21 protein-coding genes are annotated in these 19,709 nt (G+C 67.2%); 7 read left to right on the top strand and 14 right to left on the bottom strand.

The genetic code is table 11. The features are described from left to right. Positions 1-4: 4 nt before the first annotated feature. From F9K07_RS24505 to F9K07_RS24480, 6 genes are all read right to left on the bottom strand, one after another. The gene (locus F9K07_RS24505; RefSeq protein WP_159595895.1) at positions 5-1,009 is read right to left on the bottom strand and encodes a phosphatidate cytidylyltransferase; all 1,005 of its coding nucleotides are present in this window, start codon (positions 1,007-1,009) and stop codon (positions 5-7) included. Beyond that, positions 1,009-1,626 (bottom strand): lysophospholipid acyltransferase family protein, encoded by a 618-nt coding sequence (locus tag F9K07_RS24500; RefSeq protein ID WP_159595894.1) that lies wholly within the window; start codon positions 1,624-1,626, stop codon positions 1,009-1,011. Before F9K07_RS24500 ends, F9K07_RS24505 begins: the two co-directional genes overlap by 1 nt. Then, positions 1,623-2,369, bottom strand: a complete 747-nt coding sequence (gene mtgA / locus F9K07_RS24495) for a monofunctional biosynthetic peptidoglycan transglycosylase (RefSeq protein ID WP_159595893.1) — start codon at positions 2,367-2,369, stop codon at positions 1,623-1,625. The genes F9K07_RS24500 and mtgA overlap by 4 nt, the downstream gene beginning before the upstream one ends. Beyond that, positions 2,370-3,236 (bottom strand): energy transducer TonB, encoded by an 867-nt coding sequence (locus F9K07_RS24490; protein ID WP_159595892.1) that lies wholly within the window; start codon positions 3,234-3,236, stop codon positions 2,370-2,372. It lies immediately after the preceding gene. Between the two features lie 37 nt (positions 3,237-3,273). Then, positions 3,274-5,343, bottom strand: coding sequence for a ribonuclease catalytic domain-containing protein (locus F9K07_RS24485; RefSeq protein WP_159595891.1), 2,070 nt, complete (start codon positions 5,341-5,343; stop codon positions 3,274-3,276). A 66-nt stretch (positions 5,344-5,409) separates the two neighbouring features. Further along, the gene (locus F9K07_RS24480; RefSeq protein ID WP_159595890.1) at positions 5,410-6,501 is read right to left on the bottom strand and encodes an SDR family oxidoreductase; all 1,092 of its coding nucleotides are present in this window, start codon (positions 6,499-6,501) and stop codon (positions 5,410-5,412) included. A gap of 152 nt (positions 6,502-6,653) precedes the next feature. Between F9K07_RS24480 and F9K07_RS24475 the strand changes: the two genes are divergently transcribed. Further along, positions 6,654-7,400, top strand: a complete 747-nt coding sequence (locus F9K07_RS24475) for a hypothetical protein (RefSeq protein ID WP_159595889.1) — start codon at positions 6,654-6,656, stop codon at positions 7,398-7,400. 16 nt (positions 7,401-7,416) lie between these two features. On the opposite strand, the gene F9K07_RS24470 is transcribed toward F9K07_RS24475, so the two are convergent. The 6 genes from F9K07_RS24470 to F9K07_RS24445 are packed head-to-tail and all read right to left on the bottom strand — an operon-like array spanning position 7,417 to position 12,775. Further along, entirely contained in the window at positions 7,417-8,430 is a 1,014-nt protein-coding gene (locus F9K07_RS24470) for a Bug family tripartite tricarboxylate transporter substrate binding protein (protein WP_159595888.1), read from the bottom strand. After that, a complete protein-coding gene (locus tag F9K07_RS24465) occupies positions 8,427-8,870 on the bottom strand; it encodes a carboxymuconolactone decarboxylase family protein (RefSeq protein WP_159595887.1) in 444 nt (147 codons plus the stop codon). Before F9K07_RS24465 ends, F9K07_RS24470 begins: the two co-directional genes overlap by 4 nt. Before the next feature lie 42 nt (positions 8,871-8,912). Further along, complete coding sequence (locus tag F9K07_RS24460) at positions 8,913-9,995, bottom strand: SDR family oxidoreductase (RefSeq protein WP_159595886.1); 1,083 nt, start codon at positions 9,993-9,995, stop codon at positions 8,913-8,915. 6 nt (positions 9,996-10,001) lie between these two features. Next, complete coding sequence (locus tag F9K07_RS24455) at positions 10,002-10,997, bottom strand: Bug family tripartite tricarboxylate transporter substrate binding protein (protein ID WP_159595885.1); 996 nt, start codon at positions 10,995-10,997, stop codon at positions 10,002-10,004. A gap of 47 nt (positions 10,998-11,044) precedes the next feature. Further along, complete coding sequence (locus F9K07_RS24450; RefSeq protein WP_159595884.1) at positions 11,045-12,172, bottom strand: LLM class flavin-dependent oxidoreductase; 1,128 nt, start codon at positions 12,170-12,172, stop codon at positions 11,045-11,047. Between the two features lie 36 nt (positions 12,173-12,208). Continuing rightward, entirely contained in the window at positions 12,209-12,775 is a 567-nt protein-coding gene (locus F9K07_RS24445; protein WP_159595883.1) for a flavin reductase family protein, read from the bottom strand. A 113-nt stretch (positions 12,776-12,888) separates the two neighbouring features. Between F9K07_RS24445 and F9K07_RS24440 the strand changes: the two genes are divergently transcribed. The 4 genes from F9K07_RS24440 to F9K07_RS24425 all read left to right on the top strand — a co-directional run bounded on the left by F9K07_RS24440 (position 12,889) and on the right by F9K07_RS24425 (position 16,566). Further along, entirely contained in the window at positions 12,889-13,818 is a 930-nt protein-coding gene (locus F9K07_RS24440; RefSeq protein ID WP_159595882.1) for a LysR family transcriptional regulator, read from the top strand. An 85-nt stretch (positions 13,819-13,903) separates the two neighbouring features. Further along, positions 13,904-14,737 carry an alpha/beta fold hydrolase gene (locus F9K07_RS24435; RefSeq protein ID WP_159595881.1) on the top strand — a complete coding sequence of 278 codons (834 nt, stop codon included), beginning with the start codon at positions 13,904-13,906 and terminating at the stop codon, positions 14,735-14,737. After that, on the top strand, positions 14,734-15,570 hold the full coding sequence (locus tag F9K07_RS24430; RefSeq protein WP_159595880.1) for a carboxymuconolactone decarboxylase family protein: 837 nt from the start codon (positions 14,734-14,736) through the stop codon (positions 15,568-15,570). Before F9K07_RS24435 ends, F9K07_RS24430 begins: the two co-directional genes overlap by 4 nt. 30 nt (positions 15,571-15,600) lie before the next feature. Beyond that, complete coding sequence (locus tag F9K07_RS24425; RefSeq protein ID WP_159595879.1) at positions 15,601-16,566, top strand: Bug family tripartite tricarboxylate transporter substrate binding protein; 966 nt, start codon at positions 15,601-15,603, stop codon at positions 16,564-16,566. A gap of 20 nt (positions 16,567-16,586) precedes the next feature. Here the strand turns inward: F9K07_RS24425 and F9K07_RS24420 are convergent, their stop codons facing one another. Beyond that, the gene (locus F9K07_RS24420; protein ID WP_159595878.1) at positions 16,587-17,201 is read right to left on the bottom strand and encodes a YqiA/YcfP family alpha/beta fold hydrolase; all 615 of its coding nucleotides are present in this window, start codon (positions 17,199-17,201) and stop codon (positions 16,587-16,589) included. 22 nt (positions 17,202-17,223) lie between these two features. Here F9K07_RS24420 and rodA point away from each other — a divergent pair, with 22 nt between their 5' ends. Beyond that, entirely contained in the window at positions 17,224-18,381 is a 1,158-nt protein-coding gene (rodA, locus tag F9K07_RS24415; RefSeq protein WP_159595877.1) for a rod shape-determining protein RodA, read from the top strand. An 8-nt stretch (positions 18,382-18,389) separates the two neighbouring features. Here the strand turns inward: rodA and F9K07_RS24410 are convergent, their stop codons facing one another. After that, positions 18,390-19,544 carry an NAD(P)/FAD-dependent oxidoreductase gene (locus F9K07_RS24410; protein WP_159595876.1) on the bottom strand — a complete coding sequence of 385 codons (1,155 nt, stop codon included), beginning with the start codon at positions 19,542-19,544 and terminating at the stop codon, positions 18,390-18,392. Between F9K07_RS24410 and F9K07_RS24405 the strand changes: the two genes are divergently transcribed. Further along, complete coding sequence (locus tag F9K07_RS24405) at positions 19,543-19,701, top strand: hypothetical protein (protein WP_159595875.1); 159 nt, start codon at positions 19,543-19,545, stop codon at positions 19,699-19,701. The two genes, F9K07_RS24410 and F9K07_RS24405, sit on opposite strands and share 2 nt — an antisense overlap. Positions 19,702-19,709: the final 8 nt, after the last annotated feature.

Here is a 19,709-nt window from a genome sequence, read left to right as displayed (position 1 = left end):
CACTTTACAGATCGAACGCCCAACGCACCGAATGGAAAAACACCGGCGCCGCGAAACACAGGGCATCCACGCGGTCGAGCAGGCCGCTGGTGCCGGTCACCGAACGGCCCGCGAGGCCCCAATGCGTGACGCCGCGGTCGCGCTTGATGGCCTTCATGACGAGATGGCCGAAGCTGCCCGCGGCGCACGCCACCAGCGCCATCGCCAGCGCGGGCAGCGGCTTGAAGGGCGTGAAGCCCGCGAGCAGCGCGCCCAGCACGCCCCCGGCGGCCAGGCCCAGCGCCCAACTGCGCCAATGAAAACCGTCGCTGATGGCCGGGGCCACCGGGCGGCGCAGGCCCCGCGCAGCGATGTGCTGCACCAGCATGCAGGTCTGCACCACCAGCACCAGGAAGAACACCAGGAAGGCGGTCTTGCCGGCGAAGTCCTTGAAGTGCAGCAGCAGCAAGGCGGGCACATGGCTCATGCCATAGACACAAACCATGATGCCCCATTGCAGCTTCGCATTGCGCTCCAGGAAGCGCTGCGGGTCGTTGCCCAGAGCGCTGACCACGGGGAGGGCGAGGAACACGTAGACCGGGATGAAAACCGTGAAAAGGTCGAAGAGTTCCATCCACACCAGCGCGTATTGCACCGGCAACACCACGAAGAAGGCCAGCACCAGGCTGCGGTGGTCGCTGCGGCGCGTGGGCGAAAGGCTGATGAATTCGCGCAGGATGAAGAAGGAGACCACACCGAACAGGACCAGCGCCGCGTGGTCACCGGCGGCCCAGCCGACCCAGAACACCACGGTCATGATCCACGAGCTGCGCAACAGCGCCTGGTTGTCCTGCAGGTGCAGGGCGCGCACGTCCGAGAGGTCGTCGGGGTCGCTGCCATCGGAGAGCCGGCGTTCGCGCAGCGAGAGCAGCACGCTCACGCCGGTGGCGATCAGCAGCAGGCCGAACAGCACGACGAACACCAGGCTGACCTGCTGGTCGGGGGTGAGGTTTCGAAGAAAGGATCCCATCAGACTTCTCGCAGCGCCATCACGGCTTCGCGCGCGCGTTTCAGGAAATCGGCACGCGGTTCGTCCACGCCGAGCTGGACGGGCTCGCCGAACGTGACCGAACACAGCACCGGCACCGGTACCACTTCGCCCTTGGGAATGACGCGCTGCACGTTGTGGATCCAGGCCGGGACGAGCACCACGTCGGGGAAACGCAGCGCCAGGTTGTACAGACCCGACTTGAACGCCTGCGGGTCTTCCTCGTGGCCGCGCGTGCCTTCGGGGAACAGGATGAGCGAGTCGCCGTTTTCCAGCGCCTGGATCAAGGGCGCGAGCGGGTCTTCGTCGCCCTTGCGCTCGCGCTCGACGTACACGGCGTTGAAGACCTCGGTGGTGATCCAGCGCTTGAAGTTCGATGCGGTCCAGTAGTCCTTGGCCGCGATCGGACGCGTGATGCTGCGCAGTTCCAGGGGCAGCGCCGCCCACATCAGCACCAGGTCGGCATGGCTCTGGTGGTTGGCGAAGTAGATGCGCTGCTCGGCCTTGGGCGGGCAGCCGTGCCAGCGCGCCTGCGCGCCGGTGAGCAGGCGCACCAGGCCCAGGAGAAACAGGCTCATGGCCTTGGCGCGAAGGTTCATGGGAGCTGTACTCCGCCCATGCGGGCCACGATGGTGCCGGTGCGGCGTGCGAGATAGGCCGAACCCTGGCGTGTTTCGAAGAACTTGGGCGACGGCAGCATCACCGCCAGGCGCGCGGCCTCGTGGGCGTTGAGCTTGCTCGCCGGCTTGTTGAAGTAACGCTGCGCGGCGGCCTCGGCACCGAAGATGCCTTCGCCCCACTCGACGCTGTTGAGGTAGATCTCCAGGATGCGGCGCTTGTCCAGCAGCAGTTCGAGTGCCACGGTGAGCATCAGCTCCTGGCCTTTGCGCAGGAACTGGCGTTCGCCCGACAGCAGCAGGTTCTTGGCGAGTTGCTGGGTGATGGTGGAGCCGCCCACGATCTTGGGTTCGCGCACGGGCCGATTGGGTTGGCTGGCGGCGCGCTTCTCGGCCTGCTGCTGGCGGCGTTCGTTCTTCTGCCACGCGCCCTCGATGGCTTCCCATTCCACGCCCGCGTGGTCGTTGAAGCCCGCGTCCTCGGAGGCGATGACCGCGCGCTTGAGGTGCGGGCTGATCTGCGCGCCATCGACCCATTCGTGCGACCAGCGCCAGCGCTTGTCGCCCGCCAAGCTCGCGCCGGCGATGCGCCAGGCTTCGGAGCGCATGAAGGTGGTGCTGACCGGGTCGATCGCCACCATGACCGCGATGCGCGCGACGAAGAACAGCTGCAGCGCCAGACCGGCGAGGATCAACCACAACAACCAGCGTCCGAGGGATTTCATCTACTGCCCGGACAGTTGGGTCTGCAGCACTTCGTCTCGCGTAAAGCGAAAGCGCGACACCACCACGATCTGGTCGGCCTGGCGGCGCATGGCGTCGCTGAATCTGCCGAAGGACAGGCTGCGCACGATGGCCTGGGCGCGGCGGTCGAGCAAGGCGGTGCCCGAGGCTTGCACCACCTCGGTGTCCAGCACCGCGCCGGTGTGGTTCACGGTGATGGTCATGGTGAGTTCGCCGTAGAGCTTGCGGCCGCCCACTTCGGGGAAGTTGCTGGTGCCGCGGTCTTCGATCTTGCGGCGCAGCTCGTCGTAGTAGATGGCGTAGACCGCCTCGCGCGTGGCCGGGCTGATGTAGCGCTTTTTCGGGCGGGCGTTTTCTTCGTTGATGCGCTTTTCGATCTCGGCCAGGATCTTCACCAGTGCGCGGCGTTTCTGTTCGCGCTCGGCCTGCTCGGCCGTGGGGTTGAGGGCCTCCGGATCGGGCGGCGGCATCTTGGCGAGTTCGTTGCGCACCTGGGCCAGCAAGCGGTTCTGTTGCTCGCGCAGCATTTCGACGGTGCGCTGGTCTTCTTCGTGGGCATCGCCCATGCGCGCCACCATGCTCGGCGGCAGAGGGGAGGTGGCGCGGCCGTGTTCGCGGTCGCCACCGCCGGCCAGGGAGGCTTGGGCGATCGCGGTGGCCTTGTCGGGGCGCTCGTCGCTGCGGGCGTTGACCAGGATCACTTCCAGCGGCGTGTCCTGGAACACGCGGTTGAAGCGCTCGGGGTCCACGAAGCGCACGGTAAGGATCGCGGCGTGCACGGCGATCGAGACGCCCAACGCGATTTGCAGCGTGCTCAGCTTCTTGAAAAAGGACAGGGCAGACGACATCAGGCGGGCATTATCCGTGCTGGCCGCCGGCCTCGCTTCAGACCCCTGCCGGATCGGGCGTCTGGGCCGCCTGGGCGGTGGCTTCGCCCTGCGGCTCGTCGACGTCGATGGCCAGGGCCAAGGGCGCGCCCAGGTCCTCGTCTTCGGTGTCCCCTTCCTCGGTGGCATCGGCGTTTTCGAGGGCCAGGTCCAGCCGCTCGGTGACCGTGCCATGGAGGTCGAGCGTGATGTCGTCGATCTCGCCCAGCTTCACGCGCAGGTGCGCGCCGCGCGGCAGGCCTTCGGCGCCCAGTACCGGCAGCACCAGCGGCAGGGTGTCGGCGCGCACCAGGTTGTCCTTGATCAGCGTGGCGGTGAGTTCGGTGATGCCTTCCTGGCGCAGGTAGCGCAGCGTCCAGTAGCGCTCCATGCCGTTCTGGAAGCCGTTGTAGGCGCTGTAGGCAGCGTCGAACGCGCCGATGACGCCGAACAGGTTGGCGTCCTTGGGCTTGAACGGCGCGGCTAGCGCGGCGGTCTTGCCGTGGCGCGCGCAGGCGATGATCTGCCACTGGTTGACCAGGTCCACGTAGCGCCGCAAGGGCGAGGTGGCCCAGGCATAGCTCTTGACGCCGATGCCCGCATGCGGCTGCGCCTTGGTGCCCATGCGCACCTTCACGCCCGGCTGCAGGCTGGCCTGGCTGCGGTAGACGCCGGGCACGCCGCATTCGTTGAGCCAGTTACCCCAAGTGCTGTTGGCCAGGATCATGGCCTCGGAGACCATCAGGTCCAGCGGCGCGCCGCGCTTGCGCGTGGTGATGAGCACGCGCTCGTCGCCGGTGGGCTCGTCGCCCGCCACACCTTCGAGGCGGAAGGTGTAGTCGGGGCGGTTGAAGGTTTCCGGCTTGCCGCGCACGATTTCGCGTTGCGTTTTCAGGTGGCGCGCCAAACGCCACAAAAAAGCCAGCGAGGGTTGCAGCGCAGCGATCTCGGGTTTCACATCGGCGGCGGGTGTGCCGTCGAGCCAGGCTTCGGTGATCACCTCGTCGAGCTGGTCGTGGCGCAGGTTGATCGCGATCGGCACGCGCTCCAGCGCGGTGCGGCTGTCGGTGATGGCCAGGGTGGCTTCGTCGAAGGTGACGTAGAGCGACACGGCCGGGCAGTCGCGCCCTTCCATCAGCGTGTAGGCCTGCACCACGTCGTCGGGCAGCATGGTGACCTTGTGGCCCGGCATGTAGACCGTGGACAGGCGCTGGCGCGCCACCTGGTCGACCGCGCCTTCGGGCAACACCGCCAGACCGGGTGCGGCGATGTGGATGCCCAGCGTGACGCTGCCTTGCCCCAGGCCCTGCAGGGAGAGCGCGTCGTCGATCTCGGTGGTGGCGGAGTCGTCGATGGAAAACGCCTGCACCGGAGCCAGGGGCAGCTCGTCGGCGATCACCGGGGCCTGCAGCGGCGGGAAGCCCGTGCCCTTGGGGAACTGGTCGAACAGGAAGCGCTGCCAGTGGAACTGGTAGGCGTTGTGGATCGCACCGGCGTTTTGCAGCAGGTCGAGCGGCGCGGTCTGGCTGGTGCGTGCGGCCTCGACCACAGCCTTGTATTCGGGCGCGTTCTTGTCCGGCCGGAAGAGAATCTTGTAGAGCTGCTGGCGCACCGGCTCGGGGCAGGTGCCGGCGGCGAGTTCGGCGGCCCAGGCCTCGATCTGCGCCTGCACCTGCTTCTTCTTCTCCATAGCGGCCAGTGCCTGGGCCAGGACGTCGGGCGGGGCCTTCTTGTAGCGGCCCTTGCCGGCGCGGCGGAAGTAGTGCGGCGCGCCCTGCAGGCAGATCAGCGCAGCCACCTGCTCGGTGGTGGTGGCGTTGTCGCTGAAATACTCGTGCGCCAGGTCGGCGAAGCCGAATTCGTCTTCGGGGGCGAATTCGTAGGCCAGTTCCAGTTCCATGCTCTCGGCCAGGGCGGTGGCGGCGGGCATGAGCTGGCCCGGGGCGGGCTTGTCGAAGCGCAGCAGGGCGTTGGCGGCCTTGACCTTGACCCGCTTGCCCGAATCGAGCTCGACCTGGAGAGAACTTTCGGCCTCGGAGAGGAGGCGGCCGGTCAACAATTTGCCGGCTTCGTCAAACAGAATGTGCATGGGCGCGATTGTCCCATGGGATGTTTGGCGCGCCTGCCCGGGCCGACCGGCCGTGTGGCCTTGTTTTCAGGCTGGCCCTGGCGGCAGCAGGCGGGCTTTGCGCATGCGGTCGAGCCAGTACAGAACGGCATCTTCGGTGTCGATGCAATCCGCGAACCCGGCCTGACGCAGCTTGATCGGGCTGACGATGCGGTCGTCCGGCGTGGCCTGTCCATAGGCCAGGTTGCGATCGGCGAACTGCCAGGAACTGCCGACCAGGCCGGCCAGCGTCGTGGGCTGCAGGCCATGGCGTTGCACGATGCGGCTCCAGACGTCTTCGTGCCGGGGCATGTCCCGCGCCAGTTCCAGTGGGGCGTCTTCGCCGACGGGCATGCCCAGGTGTGTGGCAATAGAGGGCCAGATGTCTTGCCATACCAGCACGTCGCCGTTGACGACGTTGAAGGTCTCGTTGGCGGCGTTCGGGTGCTGGCCTGCCCATTCCACGGCGCGGGCGATGAGGCGGCTGTCGCTGCAGGCGTTCACATAGCGCCCGCCCCCGGGAAAGGACAGCGGAAGTCCCCGCTCCTGCTGAATGGCCGCGTAGGCGCCGATCGCGGCGATCACGTTCATGGGACTGGCCTGCGCATAGCCCAGCACGATCTGCGGGCGCAGGATGGTGAAAGACCAATCGGCGTGGCGCTGACGCTCGCGCAACAGGTCTTCCTGCTGCCAGTAGAAGATCGGGTGGGGCAGGCGCGGCCAGCGCTCCTTGGCGGGCACGGGCACGCGCCCCACGTGCGAGCCATAGGCCTTGGTACCTTGCAGCAGCGCGACGTGGCGCAGACCGGGCGCGTGCAGGGCCAGCGCATCGAGCAGGTGGCGCAACATGGACCGGTTGACCTCGATCTGCTCGGGGTCGGTCCAGCCGGCGAGCAACTGCGGCTTTTCGTACAGCGCCGCGTACAGCACATGCGTGATGTCCGGCGCGAGGGCCACGGCCTGCTGGCACGCCGCGGCGTCCGTCAGATCGGCGCTCAGGTGGCGCACGCCTTCGCGCGCCGGTGGGGCGCGGCGCGAGAGGGTGACCACGTTCCAGTCGGGCAGGGCGCTGAAGTGTTCGATGGCGGCGTGGCCGACGATGCCGGTGGCGCCCGCGATGAGGAGGGTGTTGGGTTTCATGGTGTATCGGGTAGGCCGCTACGCTAACGTGGCAGCGCCCCGTTCGGAAATGATCTTGGCTGATGGCGGGGATCATTCAAGATGATTGGTGCGCAGGCGCCATGCCCGCTAAGCTGCGCCGCAACGACCGAGAACATTTTGATGGGCAAGACGTGACATCGATCCCCGCACAAGACCGCGCCATCTGGGCCACCTGGTACGACCTCGACGAGAAGGACCGCGACCGCTACCTGGACTGGGCGCACGGCGAGTACCTGCCCCATCTCGCGCGCCAGCCGGCCCACGCCTGGGTCGCGCACTACCGTTACGAGGGCGGCGGTGCGCAGATGAACGACATCAAGCAGAACGTGGTGAGCCATGCCGCGCAGGACGAGGTTGGCCAGGGATCGCAGTACGTGCTGCTGATCGGTGCACCCACGGTGCACACCTTTTTCAACCCCTTCTTCGACGACGTGGCGGTGCCCGCGCGGGACATGCTCGCTCTGCGCCGCGGTGTGCGCACCGTGGCCTTCTCGGAGGAGGCGCGCGTGGATGGCCCCGCGCTGCCGAGCGCCGACGGCCGGGCCGGCCCCGCACCCGCGATCCAGATGGGCACGCTGCGCGCGCGCTCGGTCGACGCCGAGTTCGATCTGATCCGGTGGTACGCCCAGTACCGGCTGCCTTCCATGGCGAAGATGACGGGCTGTGTGCGCACCCGCAAGCTCACGGCCGTGGCGGGCTGGGCGCGGCATGGCATCCTCTACGAGTTCGAATCCTTGCCGATGCGGCTCCAGCACTTCGAGCAAGGACACGAGTCGCTCGCGCTCGACCCCGCGCACTGGACCCACAAGATCACGCGCGCCAGCGTGCACGCGCCGGGGTCGCCCTTCATCGGCGCGCGCATCTGGTCTTCGGCGTGAGGCGGTCGCAGCGCGCTCAGTCGGCCTGAATGCCCACCTCGCGCACGAGCTTGGCCATCTGTTCGTTTTCTTCGCGGATCAGCTTGGCCATCTGCGCCGGGTCGAGGTCCATCGACTCCATGCCATTGGGCAGCCAGCGTTCGCGCAGATCGGGCGCAGCGACCGCCTTGCGGATCTCGGCATTCAGGCGCGCGACCACCTCCCTGGGCGTGCCGGGAGGACCGAACAAGGCGGTCCACGACTGGAAGTTGTAGCCCGTCACGCCGGCTTCGTGCAGCGTGGGCAGATCGGGGTACAGCGGGTTTCGGTTCGCGCCGGTCCAGGCCAATGGCCGCACCTGACCGGTCTTGGTGAACGGAATGACCGCCACCACGCCCTGGATCGCAGTGTCCACTTGTCCGGCGACCAGGTCGCTGGTGGCCTGGGCCATGCCTTTGTAGGGCACGTGCAGCAGCTTCATGCCGGTCATGGCCATGAGCTGTTCCATGGCGGTGTGCTGCACGCTGCCATTGCCGCCGGAGGCATAGGTGTATTTGCCCGGGTTCTTCCGGGCCAGCGCCACGAATTCCTGGAAGGTCTGGGCGGGCACGCTGCGGTTGACGCTGATCACGCTGGGGAAGGACACGATCATGGCGATGGGAACCAGGTCGCGCACCGGGTTGAAGCTGGTGCCTTTCTGCATATGGGGCAGCGTGGTCACGGCCGCGCCGCTCAGCGCGACGAGGTTGTAGCCGTCGGGCGTGGCCTTGATGCCCTGCTGCGCCGCGAGCAGGCCGGCGGCACCGGGCAGGTTGCCGATCACCAGCGGCTGGCCCAGCGCGGCGGCGACTTTCTCGGCCACGTTGCGCACGGCCACGTCCGAGCCCGTGCCGGCTTGCAATCCCACGGTGACGTTGATGGGGCGGCTGGGCCAGGCGGTGGTTTGCGCATGGCCGGGCAGGACTGCCGCGAGCAGACTGGCCAGGCCGATGCACTGGAGCGAGCGGCGCGTGAGGGTGTTCATGGGGTTCATGGGGGTCATGGGGTTCATGCCTGCTCTGCGGTGTGGCTGGCCTTGGCCGCTGCGGCCTTGGCAGCCCACCCACTGCCCGGTTCGTTGAGGATGGCGCTGAAGCGCGCCATGGCATGGGCGCCTTTGGGCCAGCCGGCGTAGAAACCGACCTGAATGATCAGCTCTCGCATTTCCTCTTCGGTGATGCCCAGGTTGTGCGCATGGCGGATGTGGTTCATCGAGCCGCGGTCCGCGTCCACCGCGAGCAGCACGGCGAGCGTGACCAGGGCCCGGTCGCGCAGGCTCAGGCCTGGGCGTGCCCATACCTGCCCGAACAGGTGGCCGGTGGTGAAGCGCCAGAACTCCGGGTCCATGTCGGCGAAGCCGCTGTCGATGGGCCAGCCGAGTTGGTGCAGCACGTCCACGCCGGCGGCGTGCGCCCCGGTCATGTCGCTGATGTCTTTCGAGGGGTGTGTCATGCCATGTCTCCTTCCAATGGGTGGGTGTGAACGTGCCGCGGCTCAGGCAGGCAGCAGGCGCGATTGCTGCATGCGCGCGAGCCAGTGGATCAGGGCGTCCTCGGTGTCTTCGCAGCCGTTGAACCCCGCCTGGTACAGCTTGATCGGGCTCACGATCCGGTCCAGCGGTGTTTCCAGCCCGTGGCCGAAAGTGCGGTCGGTGAATTGCCAGGAGCTGCCCAGCAACTGCGCCAGCGTGAGCGGTTGCAGGTCGTGGTGCTGCACCAAGCGCTGCCAGGTCGCTTCGTGCCTGGGCATCTCCTCGGCCAGGCGCAGCGGCGTGGGCTCGCCGACCGCCATGCCGAAGTGCGCGGCGATGGCGGGCCACACGTCCTGCCAGACCAGCATGTCGCCATTGACGACGTTGTAGGTCTCGTTGGCGGCAACGGCGTGCGTGGCGGCGAATTCCGCGGCGCGCGCGATCAGGCGGCTGTCGCTGCCGGCGTGCACGTAGCGTCCGCCACCCGGGAAGCACAGCGGGCGTCCCAGCTCGCGCTGGATGCTGGCGTACGCACCGATGGCACCGATGACGTTCATCGGGCTGGACACCGCATGGCCCAGGATGATCTGCGGCCGCAGCACGGTGAAGGTCCAGGCGGCGCCGGCCTGGCGTTCGCGCAACAGGTCTTCCTGGTGCCAGTAGAAGACATCGTGCGGCGCGCGGGGCCAACGCTCCTTGGCCGGCACCGGCACCTGGGTGTGGTGCAGGCCATAGGCCTTGGTGCCTTGCAGGATGCCGATGTGGCGCAACTGCGGCGCGCCCAGGGCCAGCGCGTCGAGCAGATGGCGCAGCATGGCGAGGTTGACTTCCATCTGTTGCGCGTCGCGCCAACCGGCGACCAGGTCGGGCTTTTCGTAGAGCGCGGTGTAGAGCAGATGGGTTACGCCTTCGAATGCGCCGGCGCTGCGCTGACACGCGGTGGCATCGGTCAGGTCCAGGGCCACGTGGCGCACGCGTGGCGCAGGGGGAATCGCGCGGCGCGAGAGCGCGACCACGTCCCAGTCGCCCTGGGCGCTGAAGTGCTCGAGCGCGGCCGCGCCCACGATGCCGGTGGCGCCGGCAACGAGAAGGGTCTTGCGGGTCATGGCCGCTCAGTCGATCTTGATGTTCGCGTCTTGGACGATCTTCGCCACGCGCGCATGTCCGCTGCGGACCATCTGCCCCAGTTGCTCCGGCGTCGAGGTCTGCGGCTCCAGGCCCAGCGACAGCAGCTTCTCGCGCACGGCGGGGTCGGCCACGGCCTTCACCGTTTCGGCGTTGAGCTTGTCGACGATGGCCTTGGGCGTTCCCTTGGGCGCGAACAGCGAGACCCAGGTGACGAAGCTGAAGTTGGGCACGCCCGCTTCGGCGAAGGTCGGCGTTTCGGGCAGCAGCGCGGAACGTTGGTCGGCGGGAATGCCCAGCGCCAGCAGCTTGCCGCTCTTCACGTGGGGCAACACCACGGACACCGCGGAGAACACCGCCGGCACTTGGCCACCCACCACGTCGGTCACGCCCGGTGTCGCGCCCTTGTAGGGAATGTGCGTGAGCGCGATGCCGGTGCGAGCGGCCAGCATCTCCATGCCGATGTGCGACGCGCTGCCACTGCCGGTGGAGGCGTAGTCGATTTTGTGGGGTGCGGCCTTGGCCTTGGCGATGAACTCGCCCAGGGTCTTGGTGCCGAAGCCCGGGTTCACCGCGATCGTCCACGGGATGGTGGCCACCAGCGCGATCGGATCCAGGTCGTGGATGGGGTCGAAATTCATCTTCGGCGCGAGGTTGGCGGCGAAGTTGAGCACGCTGTCGCCGATGCCGCCGATCAGGTAGCCGTCTGGCGCGGCGCGCACCACGCGCTCGGTACCGAGCAGGCCTGAGACACCGGGAAGGTTCTCGATCACGATGCTCTGCTTCATGTTCTCCGACATCTTCTGCGCCACCACGCGCAGCGCCACGTCGCCCGCGCTGCCGGCGGCCAGGGGCAGCAGCATGGTGATCGGGCGCGAAGGGTAGGTGGCCTGTGCCAGCGCGGTGCCGGCGCAGAAGGTGGCCGCGGCCAGGACACCGGCGCGCAACAGGGTGCGCCGGCGGGGAGCGGGAAGGTATGTCATGCGGTGTCTCCTTTTCTGTCGTGGTGCGATCGGGGGCGTGGACGCGTTCAGGCGGCCACGGGTGCGCTGCGGGTGCGGCCCGCCGCGAGGGCGGCGTTCACCCGCGGCATCACCTGCTCGGCCATCAGCTGCATCGAGCGCTTGCCCAGGACCGGGTCGACCCAGTCCATGCCCGCATACACCAGCTCGCCGAAATCGCCCGTGACCTCGTGCAACGCCAGGATCTGGTCGACCACCTCGTTCACCGTGCCGCACAGGCAGAGCTTGTCGAGCACGTAGTCCACGGTGATCTCGCTGTCGGGTTGGTCGCGGTAGGTCTTGAACACCTCGTGCCGGCCGGACTTCATCAGCTTGGTCAGCATCTGTTTGTAGTAGAAGCGGTACGGGCTGGTCGCGTCGTCACGGCCATAGGCACGGGCGACGCGGTCGTCGTCGGCGACGAAGATGGTGCGCGCCACGCGCCAGTCGCCGACATCGGCGCTGACGCCCGCCTGCTGCTTGCCTTGCGCGTAGTTGACCCAGTGCGTCTTGACCCATTGCGGCAGCAGGAAGTTGGCCGAGAGCGGGTGGAAGTCGCGCTCGCCCATGGCGATCACGCCCTTGCTGAAAGGCGCCACCACCGTGCCCACGATCTCCGGGCGCGGCGACTGGAACGGCTTGGGCATGATGCCCACACCCACGTCGGCCGCCAGCGATTGCCGCGTGCTGACCTTGTAGCGGTTGTCGGGGAAGTCGATGTCGTAAGGTGCTTCGCGTTCCCAGATCGCCAGGATCACGTCGATGGCCTCGGCGAACATCTTGTTGCGGTCCTGGCCCAGGATGCCGATGGCCTCTGCGTCCGACCCGAGTGCGCCCGGGCTCACACCCAGAATGAAGCGGCCCTCGGCCAGGTGGTCGAACATGGCGGCTTGCGCCGCGACGATGGTCGGGTGGATCTGCGACAGGTTGCAGGTGCCCGAGGCGAGCTTGATCTGCCGGGTGGAATGGATCAGCGTGGCGAGGAAGAGCAGGCTGTTGGTGATGTTCTCGGCCTGGTCGGAGAGGTGCTCGCCCACGAAGGCATCGTGGAAGCCGAGCTGGTCGGCGAGGATGATCGCCTCGCGGTCCTCGCGCAGGGTCTCGGTGGGGTTTCGGTGCAGCGGGTGCACCGGCATCATGAACATGCCCAGTTTCATCATGGTCTCCGGAATCTTGAGAGGTTGCTGCGGCGCTCAGGCGCGGCCAGTCTGCGTGTGGGGCAGGGCCGTCATGTACTGGCCGCCGGCGAACACCAGCGACTTGCGCATGCCGTGTTCGATGCGCTCCACACGGCCGATGAACACGGTGTGGTCGCCACCGGGAAAGCGGGTCTCCTGCGTGCACTCCAGGTAGGCCGCGCAACCCGGGATCAGCGGCACGCCGCCCAGGCCTTCGATCACCGTGAGGCCGGCGAACTTGTCGTGGCCGGCCGTGGAGAAACGGCGAGACATCTCGATCTGGTCTTCGGCCAGGATGTTCACCGCAAAGCGGGGTGCATCGCGAAACACTGGATGGCTGGGCGCGCTGACCGACTGGCTCCACAGGATCAGCGGTGGGTCCAGCGACACCGAGCTGAACGAATTGACGGTGAGGCCGTGGGCCTTGCCCTGCGTATCCAGCGCCGTGATGACGGTGACACCCGTGGCGAAGGCGCCCAGCACCTGGCGCAATTCGCGCGGCGCAATGGTGGGTGCTGGAGCCACCGGGCGGTGCGGTGGCGGGGCGGCGGTGGCGATAGCGATAGCGATAGCGGCTTGCATGCTGCGGTTCTCCTGGCGTCGGGCGACGCGATGCCGCAAAGATACGGTTCACCCCGAATCAATGGAAATGATTTGATCTGATAAATTTGATCAAAATTAGTGATGGGGACACCATGTCAGACACCTTGCTTCGCATGCGGTTGTTCGCCGCCGTGTACGAGGAGCGCTCGTTCACCGCCGCCGCCCAGCGGGAAAACGCCACCCAGTCCGGCGTGACGCAACACGTGCGCAAGCTCGAAGACCAGTACGGGGTGAAGCTGTTCCTGCGGGGCACCGGCAGCGTGGTGCCCACGCCGGCCGGCGACGCCTACTACCGGGGTTGCATCGACGTGCTGCGCGCGCACGAGGAGGCGCGGGAAACCATCCGCGCCTACGGGGCCAGCCTGGAGGGGGAGGTGCTGGTCGGCCTCACGCCGACCATGACGCGTGCCGCGCTGGCCGCGTCGCTGGCGAAGTTCAAGCTCGAACACCCCAATGTGTCGGTGCGCGTGATCGATGCCTACAGCGACATCGTGATCGCCAAGGTGCGCGCGGGCGAACTCGACTTCGGCATCGTGCCCGGTTTCAGCTCGGATCCGGGCCTGCGCAGCGAACTGTTCGCACGCACGCCCGAGTTCCTGGTGAGCGGTCCTGCGTCGCGGCTGGGCCTGGCGCATGGTGCGCCGGTGCGCGTGGCGAACCTGCCTCCGATCAAGCTCGTGCTGCCCAGCCTGTTGCAGGTGCGCCGCACCCATCTGGAGCGCTACCTGGCCGCCAACGGCGCGGTGGTGGCCGAGCGCATGGAGATCGACAGTTCGCTGGCCGCGATCGATTTCGTCAGCCAGACCGATTGGGTCTCGGTGCACCCGGGCATTTCCATGATGCGAGAAGTGGCGAGCCGCACGCTGGTGATCAACCCGATCGTCGACCCGGTGCTCTCACTCGACCTGTTCCGCATCGAGCGCGCGCGCAAGCCGCTGACCGCGCCGGCCAAGGCGTTCCTGGCCATGCTGAAGTCGGGCACGGAGGCCTTGAGCGCGGCCGCCGAACAGCTGGGGGCCTGAAGACCCCGGCGCATCACGATTGCTGATCCGGGCGATCAAGCAAGATCATTTCCCCAAAGCCGCGCATGTTCCTACGCTTGGGGGCATGACGCAGATACCCCATACCCCTGACGCTTCGCGCGCCGAAGCCTTTTGCGACACCTCCAGCGGCCGCGTCCACTACATCGCGCAGGGCGACGGCCCGCCCCTGCTGTTGCTGCACAGCAATGGTTGTTCCTGGCACGAGTTCGAAGCCGTGCTGGACGGTCTGGCCCAACGCCACCGCTGCATTGCGTGGGACATGCCCGGCCATGGCGACTCGGACCCGCCGCAGGGCCACCAGTCGATCGCCGACTATGCGCGCGCTGCGCTGGCGTTCATGGACGCGCTCGGTATCGCGAGGGCGCACGTCTGCGGCGTGTCCGTGGGCGGGTTCATCGCGATCGAAATGGCTTTGGCGGCACCGTCGCGCGTGGCCAGCGCGGTGATCGTTGAGACTGCCGTGCGCACGTCCTCCGAATGGGCCGGCCAGTGGCTGCGCATCGAAACCAGTTTTGCCCTGGCCACGCAGACGCACGAGGAAGTTGCGCCGCGCTTTCGCTCGCTCTCGGCCGCCTTGTTGAACCGCTGGAACATCGACCGCAACAAGGCGGGCGGCTGGCGCATGGTGGACGTGATGTGGGCGATCCGGCAATACGGCGTTTTGGACCGTCTGCGCCAGTTGAGCGCCTCGGACGTGCCGGCCGCGGTGTTGATGGGCGACCAGGGTCCCGTGATCGCGGGGCGCGCGCGGTACGAAGAATGTCTGCCCGGCGCGGCCATTCACGTGATCGGGAACGCCGGGCACTTTCCCATGCTGGACGACCCACCCGCCTTCGTGCATGCCGTGACCGAGGCGACCACGGCCCAAGCGCCCCTGCAGGAAAAGGAGACACCATGAGCGCAGACCACGGCGTCAACGACGAGGGCGAAAGCCTGCACCCGGACGCGGTGCTGCAACGCGCGCTGGCCCGACGCGGCGACATCTTCGACCAGTTCAAGCTGCTCATCCGCGAATCCGCCGCCACCTACGACCTCATCTCCAAGACCGCAGGCTACGTGCACCACTACACCGGGAAAACCGGTTCGGCCCAACAACTGTCGGGGGTGATGCGCGAACTGATCACGCTGGCCATGCTCGCGGCGAAGGCCGAACATGGCTTCACGCCCAACCATGTGCGCCGGCTCTACAACCTGGGCGTGACCAATGCGGTGATGCTGGAGGCCGCGACCGCCATGGCCGCGGTGACCGGCTGGACCACCGTGGCCCACACCGCCTCGGCCATCCTCATGGCGAACAAACCCGAGTACCCCTTCGGCTCCATGCCCCCGGATGGAGAGCCCAAGGAACTGCTCCCATTTCCGGAAATGGCGCAGGGACGAGAGCAGAACGGCAGCGTGTCCGACAACGAGCGCGACCGCGACGAGTACGCCTACATCGCCGCACTCGACCCGGAGCTGGCCCGTGTGGCGGCGCGTTGGGTGAACCACTGCCTGGCGCCAGCGCCCAACGCGAAGCTGGGTCCCGGCGCGCGCGAGCTGGTGGCCATCGCCGCGGCGTGCGCGCGCGGTGAGACCGACCTGGCCGTCGAACACATGCGCCGCGCCTACGCCTACGGCATGACGCGCACGCAGGTGCTCGAAGCTGTGTCATGCGTGCTGCCCATGACCGGCGCGATGACGCTGAAGATCGGCGTGCGGGCCATGCGCCAGGTCGACGAAACCCCTGTTTGACGTTCAGCACCACCACCAGGAGACAACCCCATGACAACCCGCAGAACCGTATGGGCCTTTGTGTGCATGGCGCCATGGATGGCGTTTGCCCAGACCGCGCCATGGCCGAGCGCGCCCATCACCGTCATCTCACCCGTGCAGGCCGGCTCCGCCGGGGACACCACGCTGCGCGTGGTCACGCAGAAGATGTCGGAGAACATGCGCCAGTCCTTCGCGGTGGAAAACGTGGTCGGTGCCGCCGGCATGATCGGCCTGGACCGCCTGTCCCGATCCCGGCCCGATGGCTACACCATCGGCGGCATCAGCGACAGCACGCTGACCTACGTGCCCATCATCCAGAAGCGCGCGAACTTCGATCCCCTGGACACGCTGGACCCCGTCGGTGTCATCGCGCCCAGCACCTGGGTGCTGGTGGCCCATCCCTCGGTGGGCGTGAAAACGGTGGGGGAATTGGTGGCGAAGGCCAAGGCCCAGCCCGGGCAGTTGAACTACGCCTCCAGTGGTCTGGGCAGCTCGCACCAGGTGGTGATGGAGATGTTCAAGTCGGCCACGGGAACCCGCCTTCTGCACATTCCGTACCGCGGTGCTGCCGCGGCCTTGGCGGATGTGCAAGGGGGGCAGGTGCAGGTCATGTTCTCGGCCTTGTCGGTCGCGCTCGGTGCCATTGAAACCGGCAAGCTGGTGCCCTTGGCGGTGGCGTCGACCACCCGCACGCCCTTGTTGCCGCAGTTGCCCACGGTGGCCGAGGCCGTGCCCGGCTTCTCGTTCGCCACCTGGTCGGGCATGCTGGTGCCCAAGGGCACGCCGCCGGCCATCGTCGAGCGGCTCAACCAGGAATTGAACAAGGCCATTCAAGACCCTCAGGTGGCCGCCACCCTGGCCAAGCTCGGCGTGACGCCCAAGGCGGGCACGCCGAAGGACCTGGCGGATCTGATCCAGTCCACCCGCGCCAAGATGGAAAACGTCATCCGCACCGCGAACATCCAGGCCGAATAGGCGCTCGCGGGGGGAGGGGGCTATGCCAGCGCCAGGAACTGGAAGACCCCATCGATGTGCGCATCGAAGTCGCTGATGGCGTGGTCGCTGCCTTCGAGCACATGGATCGTGCCCCCCGCGCAGAAGGCCTGCATCTCGCGCCAGTCGAGCACCTCGTCGCCTTTCGAGACGATCGCGAACTGGCGCTCGGGTGTGGCGGGGTGCTGCGGCGCCAGCCGCGCGATGTCGGCCTGCTGCACCTCCAGCTCCTCCACGAAGCGCGGTTCGAAGAAGAACCGCTCCTGCGGGTCGTGCCACGCGGTCTGCTCGCCGATGTAGTGGGCCAGGTCGCGGGCGGGAAACGGTGCCGGGTTGAGCAGCACCGCGCGGCACCCCAGTGCCAGCGACAGCCAGCGCGCGTAAAACCCACCCAGCGACGAACCCACCACCGCCATCGTGCTACGCGGCCAGTCCCGCACGCCGTGCAGCACCGCCTCCATGGCTTCGCGCGGCGAGGGCGGCAACTGCGGGCACCACCACACCACATTGGGGTGTTGCGCGCGCACGCGCTCGGCGACTTTTTGCGCCTTCATCGATTGGGGCGATGAGCGAAAACCGTGGAGGTACAGCAGATGGGTGGTGGTCGGGGCGGTCATGGGCAAAGGATAATCCCGGCCCATGGCCGCGACTTTCGACAAACCCTCACCGCTGCAGCGCATCCTCCCCATCTTTCAGGGTTTTGACGGCTGGCTGTTGTTCGCGATCCTCTTGATGGCGGGGATCGGCCTGGTCGCCATGTACTCGGTGGGCTTCGACCATGGCACGCGCTTTTCTTCCCACGGCCGCAACATGCTGCTGGCCGCGGGGCTGCTGTTCCTGGTGTCCCAGGTGCCGCCGCAGCGTCTGATGTCGCTGGCATTGCCCCTGTACGCGCTGGGCGTGCTGCTGCTGCTGGGGGTGGAATTCTTCGGCATCATGCGCAAGGGCTCCCAACGCTGGCTGGATGTGGGCGCGACCGTGATCCAGCCCAGCGAGCTCATGAAGATCGCCATGCCGCTGATGCTGTCCTGGTGGTTCCACCGGCGCGAAGGCCAGCTCAAGCCGCTCGATTTCGTGGTGGCCGGGTTTCTGCTCATCATTCCGGTGGCGCTGATCCTCAAGCAGCCCGATCTGGGCACGTCCCTGCTGGTGCTCTCGTCGGGGCTCTTCGTGATCTTCTTCGCCGGCCTGAGCTGGAAGCTCATCGTGCCGCCGGTGGTGATCGGTGCGGTGGCGATCGTGGCGCTGATCATCCTGGAGCCGCAGATGTGCGCGCCCGGCGTGGACTGGAAGGTCCTGCACGAGTACCAGCGCCAGCGGATCTGCACCCTGCTAGACCCGTCCAAGGACCCGCTGGGCAAGGGCTTCCACATCATCCAGGGCATGATCGCCATCGGCTCGGGCGGCGTCTGGGGCAAGGGCTTCATGCAGGGCACGCAGACGCACCTGGAGTTCATCCCCGAGCGCACGACCGACTTCATCTACGCCGCGTTCTCGGAGGAGTTCGGGCTGGTGGGGGTGTTGTGCCTCATGGGCGGCTTCATCTTCCTCATCGTGCGTGGCCTGCTGATCGCGGTGGAGGCGCCGACCCAGTTCGCGCGCCTGCTGGCGGGCGCGGTCACGCTCAACGTGTTTGTCTACGCCTTCGTCAACATGGGCATGGTCAGTGGGATCCTGCCCGTGGTGGGCGTGCCCTTGCCGTTCATCAGCTATGGCGGCACCGCCATGGTGACCATGGGCGTGGGGCTGGGCATCTTGATGTCGATCGCCAAATCGAAGCGTCTGATGCAGTCTTAGAGAGAGGGTCAGTGCGAGGACGTCGCCGGTGAACTGCGGGAAAAGCGGGTTCGGGAAAAGGGTGCCAAGAGCGCCGGCATCGTGCCTTCCACGGCCCAGCGGGCAACCAGTTGCCCCACGATGGGCGCCAACTGGAAACCGTGCGCCGAAAAGCCCGTGACATGGAACGCGCCCTCCTGGCTCCCGCGGTCGATGATCGGCAGCCCGTCTGGTGTGAAAGCTTCGATGCCCGACCAGAAGCGCACAGCCTGGGCTTGACGCAGGCAGGGGAAGAGAGCGGCTGCCGAGGCGGCGGCCAGGGACAGCTTCTCCGGCCGGATGGACGACTGTCCAGTCGCCAGGTTGACCGCAGCTCGGTGTCCGCCGCCGATGGTCACCGTGCCGTTGGGCCATTGCTTGATGGAAACCGAGCGGCTGGCCGAACCCACGACCGGCTGCAGAAACGCAGGCATCCGTGCGGTGACGATCTGCATGGACCCATCGGCGCGGATCGGGAGGGGATCGCCCATGCGTTGTGCGAGCTGCTGTGACCAGCCGCCGGCGCAATTGAACAGCCACCGGCTGCGCCATGCGCCGGTGTCGGTCTGCACCGCCCAGCCGCCGGCCTGGACATCCACGCCCGTCACCCGCGTGCCCTCCACGAACGTGGCTCCTTTCGCAGCCGCGCGGGCCCTGAATGCGGAGGTGACTGTGAACGGGTTGGCGAATCCGTCCTCGGCCACGTACAGGCCGCCCAGGCAGTGCCGGGACACAGCGGGCGCAATGGACCGCAGTTCCGACGGGTCCACCATCCTCTCGTGCCAGAAGCCCAGGCTTTGCAGCTCGCGCACGCGGCGGGACAATTTTTCGAGATCCTGTTCGTTTTCGGCCAGACGGATGTTGCCGCTCACGCGAAGGCCGCAAGGCTGGTCCAGCAGCGAGTCCATGTCGCGCCACAGCGCCGCAGATTTCAGGGCCAGCGTGATCTCGGCCAGGTGCCGTCCGAGCGTGCGCACACCACCGCCATTGACGCCCGAGGCATGGCGCGCCACGTAGTCCTTCTCGATCACTACGCATTCCACGCCCCGCAGCGCAAGGTTCAGCGCCAGGCTGCAGCCGTGGATACCGCCGCCCACGATCAGCGCTTGCGTGCTGCGGTATGAGGGGGATGAGCTGGCAGCCATGAAAGAATCCATTCGGGTGAATCGCCGGATCGCTTGCGCGCAGGCATCTGCACGCATGCCGACGGGTTTGACGCCCATTCTTCCAGTCGACGATCGGCGCAACCATCCCGCGACGCTCACGCAACCATCCACATGGGGTATGGATGGAATTGCGTGAGAATCTGC

Origin of the sequence: Hydrogenophaga sp. BPS33 (assembly GCF_009859475.1) — a bacterium.
Taxonomy (GTDB): Bacteria; Pseudomonadota; Gammaproteobacteria; order Burkholderiales; family Burkholderiaceae_C; genus Hydrogenophaga.
Note: the sequence above shows the minus strand (reverse complement) of the source record. Positions and strands in the feature narration are given on the sequence as shown.